The following is an 18,594-nucleotide window of genomic DNA, read 5'->3' on the forward strand; positions in this document are numbered from 1 at the left end:
AAAGGTGGTTTTACAACGAAAATTCACACATTAGTTGATGCGCTAGGTTTGCCAATCAAGTTCATCCTTACACCTGGACAGGTACATGATAGTACCCAGTCAAAAGCGTTGTTAAGTGATGTGCGTGATGCAAATGTGCTTGGGGATAAAGCTTATGACTCAAAGGATTTGTATGCATTTTTGCTTGAAAGAGGATGTAATATAGTCATCCCGCCAAGAAGTAATGCAAAAGAGCCACATGAGTATGATAAGGAAATTTACAAAGAAAGGCATTTGATTGAATGTTTCTTTTCGAAGCTGAAGTACTTTCGTAGAGTTTTTTCAAGATTTGATAAAACAATAATCAGTTTTAGTGGATTTTTAAACTTTTCTGGGAGTTTGATTTGGATGCGGTAAAAAAATTGGTTCACAGAACCTAGGGCAAGTCATTACCTTTATTATTTTTATGGCAGTTGCTTTAACGATCAGCCAGCTTACAGTGAAATCACGTACATCACTTAAATCGCTACAAAAACGCGAACAAACGCTTTCAATGCTTTATGATTTTGCAAAGCAGATCACACATGCAAATAATAGTCAGGATTTCCGTGAGATATTTTTAGAAAGCTTAACTCGTTACTTTCATTATGATTTTGTCTTTATCACCGCAAATAATAGCGAAATGGGCGCGCCTTTCCCACAACATCCACATTTTAATCAAAAAGAGTGGGTCGCAGCGCGTTGGTGCTGGCAGCATAAAAGCCCATGTGGGATGAGCACACAGACTTTCTCGGGGGTTAATTGGTATTTTGAACCTTTGCTGATTGAGCAAAGGCTTTTGGGGATTATGGCAATTTATATTAAATACCCCAGTAGTATTGAGAAATTCATGAATGAGCAATTGATTTTAAAATCGATGTTTTCACAAATATCAAATCTCTTATTGAAGCGATCGTTAGAACAAGAGGAGCGAAAGCTTTCTATTGTTTCTGAGCAAGAAAAATTACAAAAGTCATTGTTATCATCGGTCTCACATGATTTAAAAACGCCATTGGCTTCTATTATGGGAACATTGAGCAGTGTGGTGAATTATAGTGATGTGTTTGCACAAAAGGATATCAATGAAATGCTCGGTATTGCGTTGAGTGAATCAAAACGGTTAGATCATTACATTGATAAAGTCATACAGATGCTAAAAGTTGAATCAGGTGCATTAAAGCTTAATAAACAATCTATTGCTGTGGTAGATTTGATACAGGATCTCAAAACAATATCTCAGCAACGCTATCCGGACTGGCATTTTGTATTTACAACATCAGATAAGCAAGTGTGTCTTGTGGCAGATAATGTGTTATTACAGCAGGTGCTCTTAAACCTTATAGATAATGCTGTAAAGTTTTCACCAAAAGATAGCAGAATTGAGATTGATTTCTCCAGGCAAAAAACACATAGCATTATTCGTGTCTGTGATCAAGGCGCAGGTATTGATCCAGATGATTTGCAAAAGATTTTTAATGTTTTTTATCGTATTGAGAAAAAAGACAGTTACACAAAAGGCCATGGTCTTGGTTTGGCAGTTTGTAAAGGCATTATTGAGGCGCATGGTGGCCAGATAAAAGCGATAAGCCAAGGGCATAATCAAGGAACTTGTTTTCAAATTACATTACCGTTGGATGAAAGACGATGAATAAGAAGATATTAATTATTGATGATGAACCACAGATTCGTAAGTTTGTGAAAAAGACTTTGTTGGTTTTAGGTTATGATGCTAGAAGCAGTAGATGGCAGGCATGCCAGTAATTTATTAAAGCAATATCAGCCTGATCTGGTGATTTTAGATCTTGGTTTGCCGGATATGGATGGACAAAACTGGCTTATCTCTCTTCGAGCGTATTTTCAAACACCGGTGATTATCTTATCGGCTCGATTTGAAACTGAAGAAGTTGTCAAGGCATTAGAGAATGGTGCGGATGATTATTTGAAAAAACCATTTGATATGCCAGAGCTTGTTGCGCGAATTAAAAGACTGCTTAATGTGAATTTGCCAAGCACAAAATCATCCTCAGAAGTCTATAAATTTGCTAATATGCAAGTCGCGATCGATGATTATGAGGTACATATCGATGGTAAACTGATTCATTTATCAAAAAAAGAGTTTCAATTGCTAAGCATTTTGGTCAGAAATGCAGGTAAACTTATCACACAAACACAATTACTAAAAGAGATCTGGGGTGAGTATTTTGCTGATGAGGTACAATATTTGCGTGTTTATATTGGCCAGTTACGTAAGAAACTCGCCGATTGTCACAAACAACCACTTATTACAACAGAGTCAGGTGTGGGGTATAGATTTGCGCAAATGGATAGTTAACCTCCAAGTTGCTATGCTAAACTTTAGAAAAAAGGCATATTGATAATGAAAGCCATATTTTATATATTGCTAAGTGCACTGTGCATTTCTTCTATTAACCATCCTGCGTATGCTGAGAGTTTTGATCAAGAGTTGAAACTGGCAATGGCAGTTTATGGGGCACCTGTTGTCAGCTATGCGATTATTGATCATAATGAAATTGTCAAAGTCAAAACGCTGTCATGGAATTATGATCTACCTGTAAGAGAAGATGCATTATTTCAGGCAGCATCAATCAGTAAATCTTTATCATCCTATGCAGCATTATATCTTGTGGCACAGGGTTATTTGACGTTAGATGATAATATCAATAATTATTTAACAAGCTGGCAGTTACCAGTGAATAAATTCAATGAGCAAAAGCCAGTAACACTTTATCAATTGATGAGCATGACATCAGGTTTATTGGTTCAAGGGTTTGCGGGTTATCGTCAAGGCTCACTGCTCCCAAATGCGCTTGATATTTTAAAAGGCCAAAAGCCTGCGAATAATCCACCGGTTGTCTCAATTTTTGTGCCAGGCACAAAGCAATATTATTCAGGTGGTGGGTTTCAGGTGCTACAGCAAATCACCACCGATGTAACAGGTGTTCCTTTCCCACAATTTATGAATCAATTGATTCTGCCTGAAATCGGTATGGAAAATAGTATTTTTCAATTCCCATTGACAGATACTAAGGCACTGACTCATGTTGTTGCAGGATTTGAGGGCTGGTCTGCTACAATGATTCCAAGTGGATGGCAGGATTATCAGTGTTTTGCCGCCGGAGGCATGTGGTCAACAGCAAAAGATCTGGCAATGTTTTTAATAGATGTCTCAAATTCCTATACAGGGAAGCATTCAGGATTGATTCCAAAGGCATTAGCACACAAGATGTTAACTCGCCAATCAAATACAGATTATGGGCTTGGTGTGGTTGTAGCAGGGCAGGGAAGTAACTTATATTTTTGGAAAAGTGGGCATAATCAAGGGTATCAAAGTTTTATTATTATGTTTCCCAATGCTGGCAAAGGCCTGGCTGTAATGACCAATTCAGATAGTGGTAATTTTGTTATCCAATCACTATTATATATGGTTTCAAAGCAATATCATTGGCCGGATTATTACCCTCTTTTTGATTAGCAGAATAAATATCAATCTCCAGACAGGGCTTGTCGAACTTTTTGTGCCCATTTATACTGGTTTTGGTCATTTTCTGCTTTATTGATTGTCAAAAGTTCTCTGTTTTTTAACAGGCGTTTACCAGCACACCAGACATCTGTGACTTGGGCGCGCGAAGCTGCATAGACAATTTGAGATATTGGATTGTAGACAGGCTGAGTTTCTGGTTGATTTAAATCAATAGCAATAAAGTCAGCCTGTTTTCCAGTTTCAAGTGAGCCGATTTTTTCATCTAAGTGCAGTGCTTTGGCACCGTTGATCGTGGCCATCTCCAATATCTCAAAATCATGCACATTTTCAGCACCAAACTGCAGTTTTGCTAAAAAGGCGGCTGATTTCATTTCACCAAACATATCAAGGTCATTATTACTTGCGGCACCATCGGTGCCTAAGGCGATATTGATTCCATTATCTTTAAGCCGCTTCCAGGGAAACATCCCACTTGAGAGTTTCATGTTGGATTCAGGGCAATGTACAATATTGACATTGTTATTGGCAATTGTGATTAGCTCATCATCACTTATTTGGGTCATATGTACGGCAATAGTATATGCATTTAACCAGCCTTGTTCACTAAAGTGTTGAATTGCTGTTTTACCATGAACCTTAATATAATTGCTGACTTCCTGCGATGACTCATGCAGATGAATATGCACAGGTACTTGATGTTTTTGGGCAAGCTTAGTGACCTTTGCCATTACTTGATCATCAACTGTATAAGGGGCATGAGGCCCAATGGCAGGATAGATTCTTGGGTGATTCTTCGTGCTGTTAATCGTTGTTAATGTATCATTAAAATAAGTTTCAATATTTTTTACCCAAGGTAAAGGGAAGTTGAAAATACAATTAGCAACGCGTGCTCTAATTCCTGCCTGATCAATCGCTTCTATCACACTTTGGGGATAAAAATAATGGTCATTCACGCAAGTTACTCCAGTGCGAATACATTCGCTTAAGGCGTGTTTGGTCCCATCAAGCACCATTTCAGATGAGAGTGTGGCAGATTCAGACGGCCAAATATAGTCATTTAACCATCGCTCAAGTGGCAAATCATCTGCTAAACCACGAAAGAAATTCATTGCCAGATGCGTATGGGCGTTAATAAGGCCTGGCATGATTGCATGATCGTTGAATCGCTCGATTGTATTGCTTTGATATTTTATTAAGGCATCACTAGAAGGTAAGATATCAATAATTTTATGTTGATCAATAATCAGTGCGTGATTTTGTAATATTGTGTTTTGAGGTACAATAGGGATAATCCAGCGCCCGTGGATAATTTTCTCGACTTGCTGCATTTTTATTTCTTAAATTTTGACAGTGTTAACAGCCTATTCTAACTGAAGATAAATGATTTTAATATAAAATATAAGGGTACTTCTTCTTATGAGGTTAGTTTTACTAAACCTTTCTTGTATAGGCTGTCCGCCACATTGGTGAGGTGTTTAAAACGAGCTTTTGCTGTTGTGCTTTTGGCAGGTTTGTAAGGAAGTTTAACCCAGTACGCTGCGCCACTTCTGTAATCGATACGCGATATTGTGCAACTTTCTTTCGGCTGACTTTGGCATTTGGCATAATAAAAGCGATTGTTTTGTCCTGTTTTGGTGCATAAATCACTTTAAAAAACGCATCAGGTACGGCAATTTTATTCTTGCCGATTGTCTTGTGGATTTTTCCTTTTTTATAAATCGCACCGGTATAAACAAAAAGTGATTGGTACATATTCGCCCAGAAACGCACGTATTTTTCTAATTGCGCCCAGCCTTGTCGATTAAGACCTGGGTATTGGGGTGACATGTTGGATAGCAAGAAAGATTGTGCCGCACTTTCTTTATTAAAATCCATTGCTGCATAAGGGGCAAGGTGCCCTCTGTCATAGCCACTATTTCGATAATCACTTAACTGCGCCTGAAACTGTGCTGGGATGGCAGGATCAGGTGTAAATTGGTCATGACGTTTTATGGTAACATCAACAGATTTACTGCTTAGATGATAGGCGACAAATACCGGTTGCTTGGTTAAGTAGCTGTAGCCAACAACATAACCATCTCTGCAAAGATACTGATTCACTTTATTCACAGCACTGTGATTATTACTGGCAGGCTCAGGAGCCCCGTAAGTAAGGAAATCGTGGCATTGTATCGGTTGCGTGGTTGTTGCAAATGCATTAAATGCAACAAAGAATGATGCAATAAATAAAAAAGTTTTGAGTAGAGATCGTTGTATAGTCGCTTTCACAGGTTTAAGTCGGTCATTTTCCTAAATATGCGATAGTTTGTCTGAAAATCTTTGATAAGAAAAGGAGAAAATGCTTACCAAATGCTATTTACTGTGTGGTGTAACCGCCATCGATCATAATACTGCTGCCAAGAAGGAAGCTTCCTGCATCATGAGCCAGGTAGTAAATTAATGATGCTACTTCTTCTGGTTGGCCTAAGCGATGTGCTGGCTGTAATTGCTTTTCCTGTTCATGTATTCTCTCAAGGCTTTCACCTGTACGCTTTGTATATTTTTTGATGGCTTGCCAATAAAGCGGTGTTTCAATCGTGCCCGGGCAGACGCAATTTGCAGTGATATTGTATTTGGCATAATCAATAGCGATGCTTTTAGTTAATTGAAGAATTGCGGCTTTTGTCATGCCATAGACCGTAGAGTTTGGCTTGGCAATAAAGGATTGATCTGAGCCAATGGTAATAATTCGCCCACCTTGTTGTTTCATGAGCTGAATTGTCGCCTGGATAACAAGAAAGCTTGAAGTCAGATTGGTTGCAATAATATGCTGATAGTCATCAAGACTTGTTTGTTCAATATTTGCAGAGAAATGTATGCCTGCATTAGAGACTAGTACATCAATGGTTTTGTGTGTTTTTTTTATTTGATCAAAAGCATCATGGGTTTGCTGAGGATCACTTAGATCAGCTTGAATGAATGTGCCATGCGTTTTTTGTGGTGTGTTGATGTCTATATTAATCACATGATAGTTATTGTGATGGAATCTATCACAACAAGCCTCGCCAATACCTGCGCTTCCACCGGTGATGATAACAATTTTTTTATGGTTTTGGGACATCGTGTTTTATCCGCTTTATCAGGTAAGTTTTATTGCAGCATATTTTCATTTACTTGGCTAGAGGGGATTTGTACAATAATGCCAGAACATATATAACAGCGAGTCAATAGCTGTGAATTTGATTGAAAAAGAATTAAGAGTGAAGCTTGCCGCAGCGCATCATATCGTGCATTACCATGGCTGGGATGATTTATTGGCAACGCATTTAAGCGTGCGGATTCCTGACACTGAAATGCTGTTGATTACCCCATTAAATGTCCCCTTTGAAGAAGTATGTGCTTCAAATCTTATCAAGACAGATTTAAATGGCAATATTATTGGTGATAATGGGTATACGGTCATGCTGCAGGCCACAAATATTCACGCGGCGATTTACAGAAAAAGCAACACAATACAAAGTGCCATGCATACACATAGTACCTATGGCGTTGCTGTGTCGGCATTGTCATGTGGTTTATTATTCTTTAATCAGCAATCGCTTCGGTTTTATGATGATGTGGCATATCACGATTTCAATGGGCTGGCACTTGAAAATGAAGGTGATGAGATTGTTGAAAGCCTTAAGCATAAAAAGGTGATGGTTTTACGCAACCATGGTCTTTTAACGACGGGAAAGAGCCTGGAAGAGGCGCTGTATCTATTGTATTATCTTGAGAAAGTCTGTGAGCTTCAGATAAAAACATTATCTACCGGGCAAAAGCTTATTGAGATTCCAGATAAGCTTTGTGCCAAAACCAAAGCACAGTTCGATAAGATTCTAAGCCCTTATAAAGAGTTTGAGACGTTAGTTCGCCGCATCAAAGGCAAATCAAGGGTGAATTTTAACGATTAGTGGCAGTTATTATTTGGCTTGATCAATAACTTCTTGAAGCTCTCCAGATTCATGCATCTCCATGATAATATCACAACCACCAATAAGTTCACCATTAACATAAAGCTGTGGGAATGTTGGCCAGTTGGCATATTTTGGCAACGTCGCACGGATTTCTGGGTGCTCTAGGATATTCACAAAAGCAAATGGCTTTCCACAGGCGAGAACGGCTGAGACTGCATGTGCGGAAAAACCGCATTGTGGCGCGCTTGGCGTGCCTTTCATGTAAAGCAAAATGCTGTTGTCAGCAATTTGTTGTTTAATTGTTTCGATGACTTGTTTTTCATCAAATTCAGGTGCAAAGTTCATTGTTTTATCCTCTTTGGCTTTTTGTGCTTAGGTACCCTTTTTCGGTTATGCCCTTGAAATGGTACGTAATTAGTATTATATTGCCCGTACATCATAACATTTCATAAAAGTCGGTCAATCAAAAAGGAGTAAATTATGTTCGAATTACCAGCATTACCTTATGAAAGAAATGCGCTTGAACCTTATATTTCTGAGGAAACATTAAATTATCATTATGGCAAACACCATCAAACCTATGTGACAAACTTAAATAATTTAGTCCCAGGGACTGAGTTTGAAGGCAAATCACTAGAGGAAATTATTCGCACATCTTCTGGTGGCATTTTTAATAATGCAGCACAGGTTTGGAACCATACCTTTTATTGGAACTGCTTGACACCTAAAAGCAGCAAAAAACCATCAGGTGCATTACTAACAGCGATTGAAAGCAAATTTGGCAGTTTTGACGCTTTTAAGGAAGCCTTCACGAAAACAGCTGTTACAACTTTTGGTTCTGGCTGGGCATGGCTTGTCAAAACAAAACAAGGTCAGCTTGAGCTTGTCAGCACAAGTAATGCCGGTTGCCCATTAACTGAAGGTGTGACACCGCTTTTAACTTGTGATGTCTGGGAGCATGCCTATTATATTGATTATAGAAATGCACGCCCTAAGTATGTTGATGAATTCTGGAATATTGTTAACTGGGATTTTGTTGCAAAGCAGTTTGCAAGCTAACCTACTGAAGTAAAATCACAATAAAAATAACAAGTCCAACCCAATGGTTGGCTGAAAAAGCCTCGATACAATGCTTGATATCTTTCTCTCGCCATTTTCTATACTGCAAATAAAACAACACTGTGCAGAGCAAAACACCCGTGTAAAAAATACCATTATAGTGATTTAATAGTCCAAACAGTATTAATAACACAAGCATCGAGGTTTGCAGCAGTGAAATAATGAGTGTCAAGTGTTTGCCAAAAGTGATGGCAGAGGATTTAAGTCCGAGTTTTTTATCATAGGGCATATCTGCCAAGGCATACATTGTATCATAGGCAATTGTCCAACAAACACAGGCGACATATAATATCCATGCATTCAACGGAATAGTATTTTGTACAGCAGCATAAGCCATGATAACACCAAAATTAAAAGCAAGTCCCAAAGCAAGTTGTGGCATGGAAAAAAAACGCTTAAAAAGTGGATAGGTCAAGGCAAGTAATAATGCGACAAAAGACAACAAAATTGTAAAGATATTTAAAAAAAGCACTAAGATAAAGGCGATTAAGAAGAGAAAACCCCCTGTTATTGCCGCTGATTTAACAGAGATTTTGCCAGTAGTAATAGGTCTTGTATTGGTTCTTTTTACCTGAAAGTCAAACTTTCTATCTGCAATATCATTAAAAATACAACCTGCTGTGCGGGTGAGAAGTACACCAAAGGTAAAGATAAAAAGCAGCTTTGCTTGTGGTAGTTGGGGGTGACTTGCACTTAAAAGTGCCCAAAGTGTTGGCCACAGGATTAATAAGATTGGTAATGGTCGATGCAGGCGGGTCAGGTAAAAATAAGCTTTCATGGGCAAAGTAGCTTAATTGGTGGCATTTGGAGGAAAAACTCCTCGATCAGTAATTGGTGCGTTTGATCGAGTGTAAAAATAGAGGCACGTGCCCAGATTTCTTTTTCTGATACAGGTGCTGTGAAGTCAAATAACTGCTGTATAGTTTGGCTAGCGTACTTTTTGGCATAGAACTGGCTACGTTCAATGTTTTTGTGAGAAAATAGAAAACACTCACCGATAGAATGGTTATTCAACTGATCAAATCTTTCCTTGTAGGCAAGGTAGGTTGCTTTTGGAATAATGGTTCTGCCAAGCACAATGTGTTTTTGCTCATGTTGATGTGAGACTAAGCGAATATGACAGTCTGCATCCGTTGCTTGTAAAAGCGATTGTTCATCAGGCTGCATAGAACCATTAAATTGTGCAAGCTTTGTCAACCTTATATCCGGCAAGCTAGCCTTGAGCGTTTTCCCTAGGCGTTGAATTTCAAAAAGCCATTGGTGTATTTCAGGTGAAATTTGTGTTATTTTACGCTGTGTATCCCACTGTGTTGTCATTCATTTGAGTATTGTAAAAAATTTTGCCAAGATTATCATAGAATCAAGGTAATCACCAGTTGATAAAAATAAATTCAATCGAAGGTGTGCAATTTATCGATGAAAATGTTGACATATTGCTCAAGTCACGGCAAAATATCGAACGTTAAAACGTATAGACAATTCTAACTTAAAATTTAAAGTATATTAACGGAGAATAACATTGGCTAATACTAAGCAAGCAAAAAAACGTGTCAGACAAGCAGAGAAAAACCGTCAGCACAACATGGCGCGTCGTTCAATGATGAGAACGTTTATTAAAAAGACAATCAAAGCGATTGAAGCAAAAGACTTAGAGTTGGCGAAAGCAACTTTTGTAAAGCTTCAACCTATTTTGGATCGTTATGCAGTAAAAGGCTTAATCCATAAGAACAAAGCTGCAAGACATAAAAGCCGCATCACTGCTAAAATTAAAGCATTGGAAGTTGCTGCATAATTTATTTATGATAAAAAATTCAGCATGAACTAAGGACTGTTTTTAATAATGCTGGTGTTTGCAGATACATAGGCCTCTGTTTATTCAGGGGCTTTTTTTGTAATGGATAAGCCTCCATTACTAAATGTAAAAGGGAGTATCATGATGTACACATTAAAAGATCTTGCAGATAAGTTAGGTGGCTATGTTCATGGTGATGAAAAGGTTCAAGTTAATAAATTAGCAACGCTAAATACGGCTACTAAAGGGCAGCTATCTTTTCTTTCTAATACCAAATATTTAGCAGATTTAAAAACAACACAGGCTTCAGCGGTACTTTTGACTGAAGAAAATATTCCTTTTTGTCCAACCAATGCCGTTGTATTAGATAATCCTTATTTGGCTTTTGCAAAAGTTGCAGGGTTGTTTGACCGCCAGCCAAAAATTGTGCAATCCATTCATCCTAGTGCAGTGATCGATGAAACAGCGATTATTGATAAGCACGTCAGTATCGGGCCAAACGTTGTCATTGGTGCTAAGGTTGAAATTGCTGCAAATGCAGTGATTGGCGCAAATTGTGTCATTTCTGATTTCTCTAGAATTGGTGAAAATACACAGATCAAACCAAATGTAACCATTTACCATGATGTGAAAATTGGCCAGAATTGTATTATTCATGCCAACTCTGTGATTGGCTCGGATGGCTTTGGCAATGCTAAAGATGAAAAAGGCAATTGGCAAAAAATTCCACAAATCGGTGGTGTGTATATTGGTAACAATGTCGAAATCGGTGCCAGTACAACTATCGATCGCGGCGCGATTGATGATACTTATATCGCTGATGGAGTGAAAATTGATAATCAGGTGCAAGTTGCACACAATGTTTGTATTGGTGAGAACACAGCAATAGCAGGCTCAACGGGTATTGCAGGGTCGGTAACAATTGGCAAGAATTGTTTGTTAGGCGGTCAGGTTGGTGTTAGTGGCCATTTATCTATCTGTGATAATGTGTTATTGGGTGCTGCTTCTAATGTGAGTAAGGACATTGATCAGCCTGGTTTTTATACAGCGGCATTCAACGCACGGCCTCATATGGAATGGAAACGCGTCAATGCGCGGATTTTTCGCCTGGATAAACTGGAAAATCGTGTTAAAATGCTTGAGAAAAATAGCAAATCATAATACGAAAATACGATTATATTTTGTAAAGTGTGATGATTCACAATTATTTTTCGAAATGATTTTAAATTTAAGATGACTAAGGCTGAAACATGCAATTAAATGTACAACAAATCAAAGAAATTTTACCACATCGTTACCCATTTTTACTGGTTGATAAAGTGCTTGCACTGGATGTTGATGCAGGAACGATTACAACACAAAAAAATGTGACTGCAAATGAGGAGTTTTTTAATGGCCATTTTCCTGGGCAACCAATTATGCCTGGGGTATTGATTGCTGAGGCTATGGCGCAATCTATTGGAATTCTTGGCATGAAAATGATGCAATCTGCAGATCAGTCTATAGATGCAAAAAAACTGTTTGTACTGGCAGGGATAGACAATTTTAGAATTAAAAAGACCGTTGTGCCAGGTGATGTGCTAGTATTTAAAGGGAAAATGGGTAAAATTAAAAAGGGCGTCTGTAAAAGTAGTGCAGAAGCTTTGGTTGATGGTGAAGTTGTTGCAAGTTCTGAGTTTACTGCAGCTTATAGGGAAGTATAAACGTGATTGATCCAAGCGCTATCATTCATGAAAGTGCCAAAATTGCCGATGATGTTATCATTGGCCCTTATACTATTGTTGGTGAAAATGCACAAATTGGCGCAGGTTGTCATTTGTCTTCCCATGTGGTGATTGGGAAAAATGCTATCATTGGTAAGAATAATCGCATTTTTCAATTTGCTTCTGTTGGTGAAGAACCTATTGATCGAACTTTTCATGGCGAGTTCTCACAGTTGATTCTTGGGGATAATAATATTATTCGTGAATGTGCAACTATTCATGGAGGAACGGCAAAAGAGGATGGAATCACACGTGTTGGAAACAACAATTTGATTATGAACTATGTGCACATTGGCCATGACTGCCATATTGGCAATCATGTTACATTGGTCAATAGCGCAGGTCTTGCTGGACATGTGCATGTAGATGATCATGCAACGATTGGTGTCAGCTGTGGTGTGCACCAGTTTTGTCATATTGGCTCATACGCCTTTATTTCCCATATGGCCTTGATTACGCAAGATGTTCCGCCTTATTTAATGGTCGCTTCATCGCCTAAGACATCGCCTTGTGGTATCAATGTTGAAGGTTTAAAGCGTGCAGGTTTTTCCTCCAGTACAATTCGAAGCTTACGTGAGGCTTATAAAATTATTTATCGTCAAGGATTGAGATTGGTCGAAGCCATCGAAAAGCTAAAAGAGTTGGAGAAAACGGTACCTGAAGTAAGCGGTTTTGTCACTTTGATTGAGCAGTCACAGCGAGGTATTATTCGCTAATGCGGATTGCCATTGTTGCAGGAGAGCTTTCAGGAGACCAATTAGGTCAAGGTATTGTTGCACTTTTAAAGAAACAATATCCACATGCAATCATTGAGGGTATTGGTGGCCCTGGCATGATTAAAGCAGGTTTGACAAGCCTTTATCCGATTGAAACACTGTCGGTGATGGGTGTTGTTGAGGTACTCAAGCACCTGCCTGCAATCTTAAAGCTTCGTCATGGCTTATTAAAACACTTTAGAATACACCAACCTGATATTTATATTGGTATTGATGCCCCTGATTTTAATTTACCTGTCGAGTTAAAGCTAAAAAAGCAAGGTGTGAAAACGATTCACTATGTCAGTCCTTCTGTGTGGGCATGGCGTGAAAGCCGTATAAAAAAGATTAAAAAGGCAACAGATGTTGTGTTGGCGATCTTACCATTTGAAGAGGCATTTTATGCGCGGCATGGCCATAAGGCTGTTTTTGTTGGTCACCCATTGGCCAATAAGGTTGCCTTGGAGGAAGATCAGAGATCAGCACAAACTGCTTTGCAGCTTGATCAAAACAGCAAATGGGTTGCGTTGTTGCCAGGCAGCAGAGCACAAGAAATTTCTCGTCTATTACCCTTGTTTTTAGAAAGCTTAATACAGCTAAAGAATAAAGGTTATGAGTTTAAGGTTGTGCTGCCGGTGGCAAAGTCTTCACTTTATTCATTAATCGACACACATCAAGCCTTGATACAAAAGCTGGATGTTAAAGTAATTGATCAAAAAGCGCATCAGGTGTTGCAGGCCTGTGATTATGTTTTACTTGCATCAGGCACGGCAACGCTAGAGGCAATGTTATATAAAAAACCCATGGTTGTTGGGTACAAGGTTGCGAAGTTAACCGAAGTTCTTGTGAAGAAAATGATTAAGACACCTTATTTTTCTTTGCCCAATATTATTGCTAAAGAAGCGCTTGTTCCTGAGTTGATTCAATCTGATTTAACTGCCAATAGTTGTGCAAAAGCTTTACAGCAATATTTTGATTATCCTGAGAAAGTGTCGAGCCTTAAACAAAGGTTTTACCAGTTGCACCACTGTTTGATACAAGATGCAGACCATAAAGTGGTTGCTGAGGTTGAGAAATTACTGAATTCTTAGACGTTTTCTCTGTTTAGACCTTTTTAATTAAGCGGGCATTGATTAGAATAGAGCGATAGACAGGATGAAAAATTGTAATAGGTTATGAACAAGATTCAAATTATTTTACTGTTGAGCATTGTGGTTGTTGTGCTCTTGTTAATTGATGCTTTTCGCCGTAACAAGCGTAAGCGTTATAAGGCGCAAATGGCAGAGCTTGAAGCCTTGCAAGAGCAAGAGAAAACGTCTAAAAAGTCAAAGAAGACAAAATCGCAACACAAAGTGCAAGCATCAGGTAAACAGATAAATGAAGATATTACCAAAATTGAGCTTGATGATGATATTAAGGTAGATCCGTTTTCACAGGAAGAAGTGGCGCAATTTGAGGCCACACAAGTGACTTACCCCGTGCTGGAAAAAGGCTATGCAGTTCTATATATTAGCGCACCAAGAGGTTATGTCTTTAATGGAGAGGACCTTTCAAACCTGTTTAAGCAATTTGGTTTGCATTTAAACAAGGAAGAAGGTAGTTTCCAAGCAATTACACAGGATGAAGATGTGCTATACAGCCTATTACCTGATGACACACTTGGGAAGTTTGATAGCACAAAACTGCATGATCAGAATTTCACTGGTATTACCTGTGTGCTAAATGCGAACAAGCTTGTAAAATTTTACGATGCTGTTGCATGTTTTGATCATTTTGTGCAATCAGTGCAACAGTTGAATGAAAAGCTAGGTGGGATGGTATTAAATGAGCATAAGCGGCGCTTTACCAGCAATGATGAAAGCACTTATCGTTCCTGGATGAAAACACTTTCATCAGATCATAGTCCACAGCCATAGTCCCAACTACAGGTTTTTGCAAACTCATCATAGTAGTTGGTATTCTTTTCAATAGTCTCAATAAAGTGTTTAAAGCCTTGGTCAAACATGGTTTGACCAATTTCTTTTTCTAATGCAATAATGCGCGTAATATCAGCTTCACTCAGTGTTTTATTGTCACGTCGTGTAAAATGAATACATGGTTGGCACTCAAGACTTCTATGGTTAAGTGGTGTTTGAAAAGGCGTTTTTGCAATCAATGCATCACGCATATCCTGATCAAATCCGGCAAGTGGATAAATAAGCCTTCGATCGTCATAACGCTCAGATTCTTTAATATACTCAGGTAAGTCTGTCTGAGCTTTTGACATGGACCTTCGGTTAGCCAGTGCGATAATTGCCTGACCATCTTCATCATTTTCTTCCAGCCAGTTTAGAATCGTTATTCCTTTTAAAAAGCCGGCACACCAGTGAAATTTTTGTGATGGAAATTGTGATCTGGCACGAACAAGTGCACTAAAATCATGCTCTGCAGGTAAATGGTGGTGTGTGAACCCAAGTGTTTGAATCCACTGGTGTGCAATATCAAGACGTTCCTGCCAGATTGAAGCTTGCCAGCCAGTATCCACAGATAAAACGATAACATCATCGAGCTTATTTTCATAAGCCCACTGAATCAAAGCAACGCTGTCATCACCAAAGTTTGCTATCAAGCAATGCATAGTTTAGATTCCAATTTGCTGTTTAATTGATGAAAGTAGCGGTTTGGCAATTGCACGTGCCTTTTTTGCACCTTCTTCTAAAGCGTTATCAATAATGTGTGTGTTACCCAGCAAGTGTTCATATTTCTCGCGAAAAGGTGTGAGCACTTCATCTATTTTTTCAAACAAAATTTGTTTGGCTTGCCCCCAGCCAATACCTTTTTGGTATTCATCTGCAAGATGATCAATTTCTTCTTGACTGGCAAATTGTTGATATAATGAAAAAATTGTACAACCTTCTGTAGACTTAGGCTCTTCGGGTGCTTGAGAGTTTGTTTTAATTTTCATGATAAGTTTGCGAAGCTTCTTAGAGGGTGCAAACAATGGAATGGTATTGCCATAGCTTTTAGACATTTTACGGCCATCAAGTCCAGGGATTGTTTGACAACTCTCGTCAACCATTGCCGTTGGTATTTTTAGCAAACTGGTTTTGTAAATATGGTTAAAACGATTGGCGATATCACGCGCGATTTCAATATGTTGAACCTGATCTTTACCAACAGGCACTAAATCTGCATTAAACATAATAATATCAGCGGCCATTAAAATTGGGTAATTATATAACCCCATCGTAATGCCCGCATCTAAATCAGGGTTTTCTTGTGCCCGATTTTCATCGACGTGCGCCTTGTATGCATGCGCACGGTTTAACAGCCCCTTGGCTGCGATAGAAGTTAAAATCCAATTGAGCTCTAAAATCTCTGAGATATCTGATTGACGGTAAAAAATCACCTTTGATGGGTCAAGCCCAAGGGCAAGCCATGTTGCAGCAATTTCATAAATATATTGTTGTCGAACGCTTGCATCCCATAGCTTGATTAATGAATGGTAATCTGCAATAAAGAAGTAGGCATCAAACGCTGAAGATTTGGCCATGTCAAGTGCCGGCTTAATAGCGCCAATATAATTGCCGATGTGTGGTGTGCCTGAAGGGGTCACACCGGTTAAAACAACCTTTTTGTGATTTTCTTGTGTTTTATGCATATGTATGAATTACTCTGTTTGTTTAACGTTTCAAGCTTTTTTGCTATATGGATAGACCGTTATAGTATCAAAATTAACAGATTAAATTAAGTGGCAAAAAGCTGCTTTTGTGCCTGATCAATACCTTTGATTGTTGTAATAATCGTTTCTAGCGAGAATATAAGTGTGCTGGCATGGTGAAAACGGCTTTCTAAGTTTAAGGTTTGTTTGAAGGCTTCTAATTGTGTTTGTATGGTGTCTAAAGAAAGTGTTCGCTTTAGGTGATGGTTATGGAAATTATTGGCCAAATCAATCAGTGCCTTATCAATCAGGTTGTGAAGCTGTATGAATTCAGGCTGATGGGAAAAGCGTTCATGCTTTTGTGGATAATTATGAATGTATTCATATACAACACAGACATAGCGATATAAACGTCGAGTTAAATGCGTGATTTCTTTATAACAGTCAAGGTTTCGTTTGGTTTCAAGCTTGATTTCCTTTTGTAATGCGATTTGCTGGCTGAAAAGTGAAAAAGTATCAGATAGAACATTTTCATAAGCATCCTTCTGAAAAAGCTTTTGATGCAGTTGTTGTATGCAAAAAACAGTGTTTTTATAGGCTTCAATAATCCGTTTACTTGCTTTTATGGGTAATAGGTAACGATTGGTCAATAAAGCAATACATGCGCCTAGAAGCACCTCAAAAGAGCGATATAAGGCAAAGGTAATCGTTGTGTGCTCAGCCATTAAAATCATACCAACAGTGATAGCACCGAGCACCCCAACATAAGTGTATTTTTTACTGGTTGTTGCAACATATACGCCAATGAAAATAAAAATTAGACAAACAAGAATCTGCAGGGTATGCCAATTTGATAAGGCAAGTAGACTTATAATGGAAACAGCAGCACCGATAATTGTGCCAAGCATGCGCATTAGCGCTTTGTCCAACGCTCCGCCTAGATTTGGCTGGCTTGACATAATAACCAAAACGGTAATCACAATCCATGTATACATACGTGGTTCTTGTAGCCATGTGCCTAGTAAAAGACCAATAAAATAGGCAATTAAACTTGCAACAGAGGCTTTAAAAGCATTGATGATTGCATAGCGTTTCGTAAAAAAGGGGATGCTTGTCAACATATAGACTAATCTTGTTAGGATAGCGATAGGTTATTATAGCATTAAAGTAATCAAAAGCTTAGCAAGGCATGCAAAGCTTTGTTAAAATCAAATAAGATCAAAGGTGCTACGACTGGTGATATAAATGGCATTCAAGCGAAAATTTTTTCCAACTAAAGAAGAATTAAAAACACATAAGTGGTTACGATTTTTGCATGCGCATATGCACCATGATTTTTTATGGCATTTTGGACAATCAGAGCTTTCAAGAGCAGCAGTAATCGGTGTGTTTATGGCGATGATGCCAATGCCTTTTCAGATGATTCCTGCGGCAATATTGGCCCTTGTACTGCGTGCTAATATTATTGTCTCTGTTGGGCTTGTCTGGCTTAGCAATCCAGTCACAATGCTTCCAATGCTTTATGGTGCCTATGTTTTTGGTTGTTGGCTTTATGGCGTTGTCCCTGTTTTTCATGAAGAATCCCTTGCCTGGCATGAAATGTTTACCCACATGCATCAGATCTTTGTGCCGTTGATAACAGGGTGTGTCATTATTGGTCTAGCCGGTGGAAGCTTATTAGGTAGTATTATCTGGCTGGTTTTTTATTTTATGCGTAAATGCAAGAAAGACAGGTTGCCTTTAGAATAATGCGTGTGCCATTATAGACAAAGAATAATGGATTCATCTGTGGGTATTTATCTACTGGTAGTTTTACGGTTTTAGTTCTCAGTGCTTTTTTCTACACTATCTTGCAAGTTGAATCCAGGGTAAACGCATCTAAATCCTAGTATTTATCTGGCCTAATGCTGGAATATAGTGCATCTTATTAGTTATAGCAAACTTAGTATCAATTTAAATTATTATGGATAGTGTTTTCGTTGAATGTTTTAAGGAATTAAAAGACCCTCGTGTTGATAGGACAAAGAAGCATTTGCTACTGGATATTATTGCGATTGCTATTTGTGCAGT

23 protein-coding genes are annotated in these 18,594 nt (G+C 38.5%); 14 read left to right on the forward strand and 9 right to left on the reverse strand.

All coding sequences use genetic code 11. The annotated features are described in order from the left end of the window. The 4 genes from DNK84_RS03150 to DNK84_RS03165 form a co-directional block, all read left to right on the forward strand. The coding region (locus DNK84_RS03150) for an IS5 family transposase (protein ID WP_119343125.1) at positions 1–396 on the forward strand (396 nt) is incomplete at its 5' end. Positions 397–478: 82 nt separating this feature from the next. Continuing rightward, the gene (locus tag DNK84_RS03155) at positions 479–1,666 is read left to right on the forward strand and encodes a sensor histidine kinase (RefSeq protein ID WP_162902181.1); all 1,188 of its coding nucleotides are present in this window, start codon (positions 479–481) and stop codon (positions 1,664–1,666) included. A gap of 75 nt (positions 1,667–1,741) precedes the next feature. After that, on the forward strand, positions 1,742–2,350 hold the full coding sequence (locus DNK84_RS03160) for a response regulator transcription factor (RefSeq protein WP_235826809.1): 609 nt from the start codon (positions 1,742–1,744) through the stop codon (positions 2,348–2,350). A 45-nt stretch (positions 2,351–2,395) separates the two neighbouring features. Next, the gene (locus DNK84_RS03165; protein WP_119343127.1) at positions 2,396–3,511 is read left to right on the forward strand and encodes a serine hydrolase domain-containing protein; all 1,116 of its coding nucleotides are present in this window, start codon (positions 2,396–2,398) and stop codon (positions 3,509–3,511) included. 11 nt (positions 3,512–3,522) lie between these two features. Here DNK84_RS03165 and DNK84_RS03170 read toward each other — a convergent pair whose 3' ends face one another. The 3 genes from DNK84_RS03170 to DNK84_RS03180 form a co-directional block, all read right to left on the reverse strand. Beyond that, the gene (locus tag DNK84_RS03170) at positions 3,523–4,848 is read right to left on the reverse strand and encodes a TRZ/ATZ family hydrolase (protein ID WP_119343128.1); all 1,326 of its coding nucleotides are present in this window, start codon (positions 4,846–4,848) and stop codon (positions 3,523–3,525) included. A gap of 103 nt (positions 4,849–4,951) precedes the next feature. Next, positions 4,952–5,788, reverse strand: a complete 837-nt coding sequence (locus DNK84_RS03175; protein WP_162902182.1) for a DNA/RNA non-specific endonuclease — start codon at positions 5,786–5,788, stop codon at positions 4,952–4,954. A gap of 88 nt (positions 5,789–5,876) precedes the next feature. Beyond that, positions 5,877–6,620, reverse strand: a complete 744-nt coding sequence (locus DNK84_RS03180; protein ID WP_119343129.1) for an SDR family NAD(P)-dependent oxidoreductase — start codon at positions 6,618–6,620, stop codon at positions 5,877–5,879. Between the two features lie 118 nt (positions 6,621–6,738). On the opposite strand from DNK84_RS03180, the gene DNK84_RS03185 reads away from it, so the two are divergent. Continuing rightward, positions 6,739–7,452: a class II aldolase/adducin family protein gene (locus DNK84_RS03185; protein ID WP_162902184.1), complete on the forward strand. Its 714-nt coding sequence runs from the start codon at positions 6,739–6,741 to the stop codon at positions 7,450–7,452. 9 nt (positions 7,453–7,461) lie between these two features. On the opposite strand, the gene grxD is transcribed toward DNK84_RS03185, so the two are convergent. Then, on the reverse strand, positions 7,462–7,800 hold the full coding sequence (gene grxD, locus DNK84_RS03190) for a Grx4 family monothiol glutaredoxin (RefSeq protein WP_119343131.1): 339 nt from the start codon (positions 7,798–7,800) through the stop codon (positions 7,462–7,464). 132 nt (positions 7,801–7,932) lie between these two features. On the opposite strand from grxD, the gene DNK84_RS03195 reads away from it, so the two are divergent. After that, positions 7,933–8,514 carry a superoxide dismutase gene (locus DNK84_RS03195; RefSeq protein ID WP_119343132.1) on the forward strand — a complete coding sequence of 194 codons (582 nt, stop codon included), beginning with the start codon at positions 7,933–7,935 and terminating at the stop codon, positions 8,512–8,514. 1 nt (position 8,515) lies between these two features. Here DNK84_RS03195 and ubiA read toward each other — a convergent pair whose 3' ends face one another. Both ubiA and DNK84_RS03205 read right to left on the reverse strand, forming a co-directional pair. After that, positions 8,516–9,352 (reverse strand): 4-hydroxybenzoate octaprenyltransferase, encoded by an 837-nt coding sequence (gene ubiA, locus DNK84_RS03200; protein ID WP_119343133.1) that lies wholly within the window; start codon positions 9,350–9,352, stop codon positions 8,516–8,518. Beyond that, positions 9,349–9,891 (reverse strand): chorismate--pyruvate lyase family protein, encoded by a 543-nt coding sequence (locus tag DNK84_RS03205; protein ID WP_119343134.1) that lies wholly within the window; start codon positions 9,889–9,891, stop codon positions 9,349–9,351. Before DNK84_RS03205 ends, ubiA begins: the two co-directional genes overlap by 4 nt. Positions 9,892–10,093: 202 nt before the next feature. Here DNK84_RS03205 and rpsT point away from each other — a divergent pair, with 202 nt between their 5' ends. The 6 genes from rpsT to DNK84_RS03235 all read left to right on the forward strand — a co-directional run bounded on the left by rpsT (position 10,094) and on the right by DNK84_RS03235 (position 14,800). Further along, positions 10,094–10,366, forward strand: coding sequence for a 30S ribosomal protein S20 (gene rpsT / locus DNK84_RS03210; RefSeq protein WP_119343135.1), 273 nt, complete (start codon positions 10,094–10,096; stop codon positions 10,364–10,366). Positions 10,367–10,510: 144 nt separating this feature from the next. Further along, positions 10,511–11,527 (forward strand): UDP-3-O-(3-hydroxymyristoyl)glucosamine N-acyltransferase, encoded by a 1,017-nt coding sequence (gene lpxD / locus DNK84_RS03215; protein WP_119343145.1) that lies wholly within the window; start codon positions 10,511–10,513, stop codon positions 11,525–11,527. 89 nt (positions 11,528–11,616) lie between these two features. Continuing rightward, positions 11,617–12,069, forward strand: coding sequence for a 3-hydroxyacyl-ACP dehydratase FabZ (gene fabZ / locus DNK84_RS03220; RefSeq protein WP_119343136.1), 453 nt, complete (start codon positions 11,617–11,619; stop codon positions 12,067–12,069). 2 nt (positions 12,070–12,071) lie between these two features. Next, complete coding sequence (gene lpxA, locus DNK84_RS03225; protein WP_119343137.1) at positions 12,072–12,845, forward strand: acyl-ACP--UDP-N-acetylglucosamine O-acyltransferase; 774 nt, start codon at positions 12,072–12,074, stop codon at positions 12,843–12,845. Next, on the forward strand, positions 12,845–13,975 hold the full coding sequence (lpxB, locus tag DNK84_RS03230; protein WP_119343138.1) for a lipid-A-disaccharide synthase: 1,131 nt from the start codon (positions 12,845–12,847) through the stop codon (positions 13,973–13,975). The genes lpxA and lpxB overlap by 1 nt, the downstream gene beginning before the upstream one ends. Positions 13,976–14,059: 84 nt before the next feature. Then, a complete protein-coding gene (locus DNK84_RS03235; protein WP_119343139.1) occupies positions 14,060–14,800 on the forward strand; it encodes a cell division protein ZipA C-terminal FtsZ-binding domain-containing protein in 741 nt (246 codons plus the stop codon). Here the strand turns inward: DNK84_RS03235 and DNK84_RS03240 are convergent. The 3 genes from DNK84_RS03240 to DNK84_RS03250 form a co-directional block, all read right to left on the reverse strand. Further along, positions 14,782–15,501: a hypothetical protein gene (locus DNK84_RS03240; RefSeq protein ID WP_119343140.1), complete on the reverse strand. Its 720-nt coding sequence runs from the start codon at positions 15,499–15,501 to the stop codon at positions 14,782–14,784. The two genes, DNK84_RS03235 and DNK84_RS03240, sit on opposite strands and share 19 nt — an antisense overlap. A 3-nt stretch (positions 15,502–15,504) precedes the next feature. After that, complete coding sequence (locus tag DNK84_RS03245; RefSeq protein ID WP_119343141.1) at positions 15,505–16,524, reverse strand: tryptophan--tRNA ligase; 1,020 nt, start codon at positions 16,522–16,524, stop codon at positions 15,505–15,507. Positions 16,525–16,610: 86 nt separating this feature from the next. Next, complete coding sequence (locus DNK84_RS03250) at positions 16,611–17,645, reverse strand: FUSC family protein (RefSeq protein ID WP_119343142.1); 1,035 nt, start codon at positions 17,643–17,645, stop codon at positions 16,611–16,613. Positions 17,646–17,769: 124 nt separating this feature from the next. On the opposite strand from DNK84_RS03250, the gene DNK84_RS03255 reads away from it, so the two are divergent. Further along, positions 17,770–18,273 carry a DUF2062 domain-containing protein gene (locus tag DNK84_RS03255; protein ID WP_119343143.1) on the forward strand — a complete coding sequence of 168 codons (504 nt, stop codon included), beginning with the start codon at positions 17,770–17,772 and terminating at the stop codon, positions 18,271–18,273. Between the two features lie 214 nt (positions 18,274–18,487). Next, a partial coding sequence (locus DNK84_RS14985; protein ID WP_162902183.1) for a transposase family protein occupies positions 18,488–18,594 on the forward strand: 107 nt, incomplete at its 3' end.

Origin of the sequence: Facilibium subflavum, assembly GCF_003574485.1 — a bacterium.
GTDB classification, from domain to species: Bacteria; Pseudomonadota; Gammaproteobacteria; order Francisellales; family Francisellaceae; genus Facilibium; species Facilibium subflavum.

Excerpts from the sequence above, each read along its gene's own strand:
- DNK84_RS03165 (WP_119343127.1), top strand. The coding sequence starts at position 2,396 with ATGAAAGCCATATTTTATATATTGCTAAGTGCACTGTGCATTTCTTCT.
- DNK84_RS03160 (WP_235826809.1), top strand. The coding sequence starts at position 1,742 with ATGATGCTAGAAGCAGTAGATGGCAGGCATGCCAGTAATTTATTAAAG.
- DNK84_RS03235 (WP_119343139.1), top strand. The coding sequence starts at position 14,060 with ATGAACAAGATTCAAATTATTTTACTGTTGAGCATTGTGGTTGTTGTG.
- lpxD (WP_119343145.1), top strand. The coding sequence starts at position 10,511 with ATGTACACATTAAAAGATCTTGCAGATAAGTTAGGTGGCTATGTTCAT.
- grxD (WP_119343131.1), bottom strand. The coding sequence starts at position 7,800 with ATGAACTTTGCACCTGAATTTGATGAAAAACAAGTCATCGAAACAATT.
- fabZ (WP_119343136.1), top strand. The coding sequence starts at position 11,617 with ATGCAATTAAATGTACAACAAATCAAAGAAATTTTACCACATCGTTAC.
- lpxB (WP_119343138.1), top strand. The coding sequence starts at position 12,845 with ATGCGGATTGCCATTGTTGCAGGAGAGCTTTCAGGAGACCAATTAGGT.
- DNK84_RS03245 (WP_119343141.1), bottom strand. The coding sequence starts at position 16,524 with ATGCATAAAACACAAGAAAATCACAAAAAGGTTGTTTTAACCGGTGTG.
- DNK84_RS03170 (WP_119343128.1), bottom strand. The coding sequence starts at position 4,848 with ATGCAGCAAGTCGAGAAAATTATCCACGGGCGCTGGATTATCCCTATT.
- DNK84_RS03250 (WP_119343142.1), bottom strand. The coding sequence starts at position 17,645 with ATGTTGACAAGCATCCCCTTTTTTACGAAACGCTATGCAATCATCAAT.
- DNK84_RS03240 (WP_119343140.1), bottom strand. The coding sequence starts at position 15,501 with ATGCATTGCTTGATAGCAAACTTTGGTGATGACAGCGTTGCTTTGATT.
- DNK84_RS03180 (WP_119343129.1), bottom strand. The coding sequence starts at position 6,620 with ATGTCCCAAAACCATAAAAAAATTGTTATCATCACCGGTGGAAGCGCA.
- ubiA (WP_119343133.1), bottom strand. The coding sequence starts at position 9,352 with ATGAAAGCTTATTTTTACCTGACCCGCCTGCATCGACCATTACCAATC.
- DNK84_RS03205 (WP_119343134.1), bottom strand. The coding sequence starts at position 9,891 with ATGACAACACAGTGGGATACACAGCGTAAAATAACACAAATTTCACCT.
- DNK84_RS03255 (WP_119343143.1), top strand. The coding sequence starts at position 17,770 with ATGGCATTCAAGCGAAAATTTTTTCCAACTAAAGAAGAATTAAAAACA.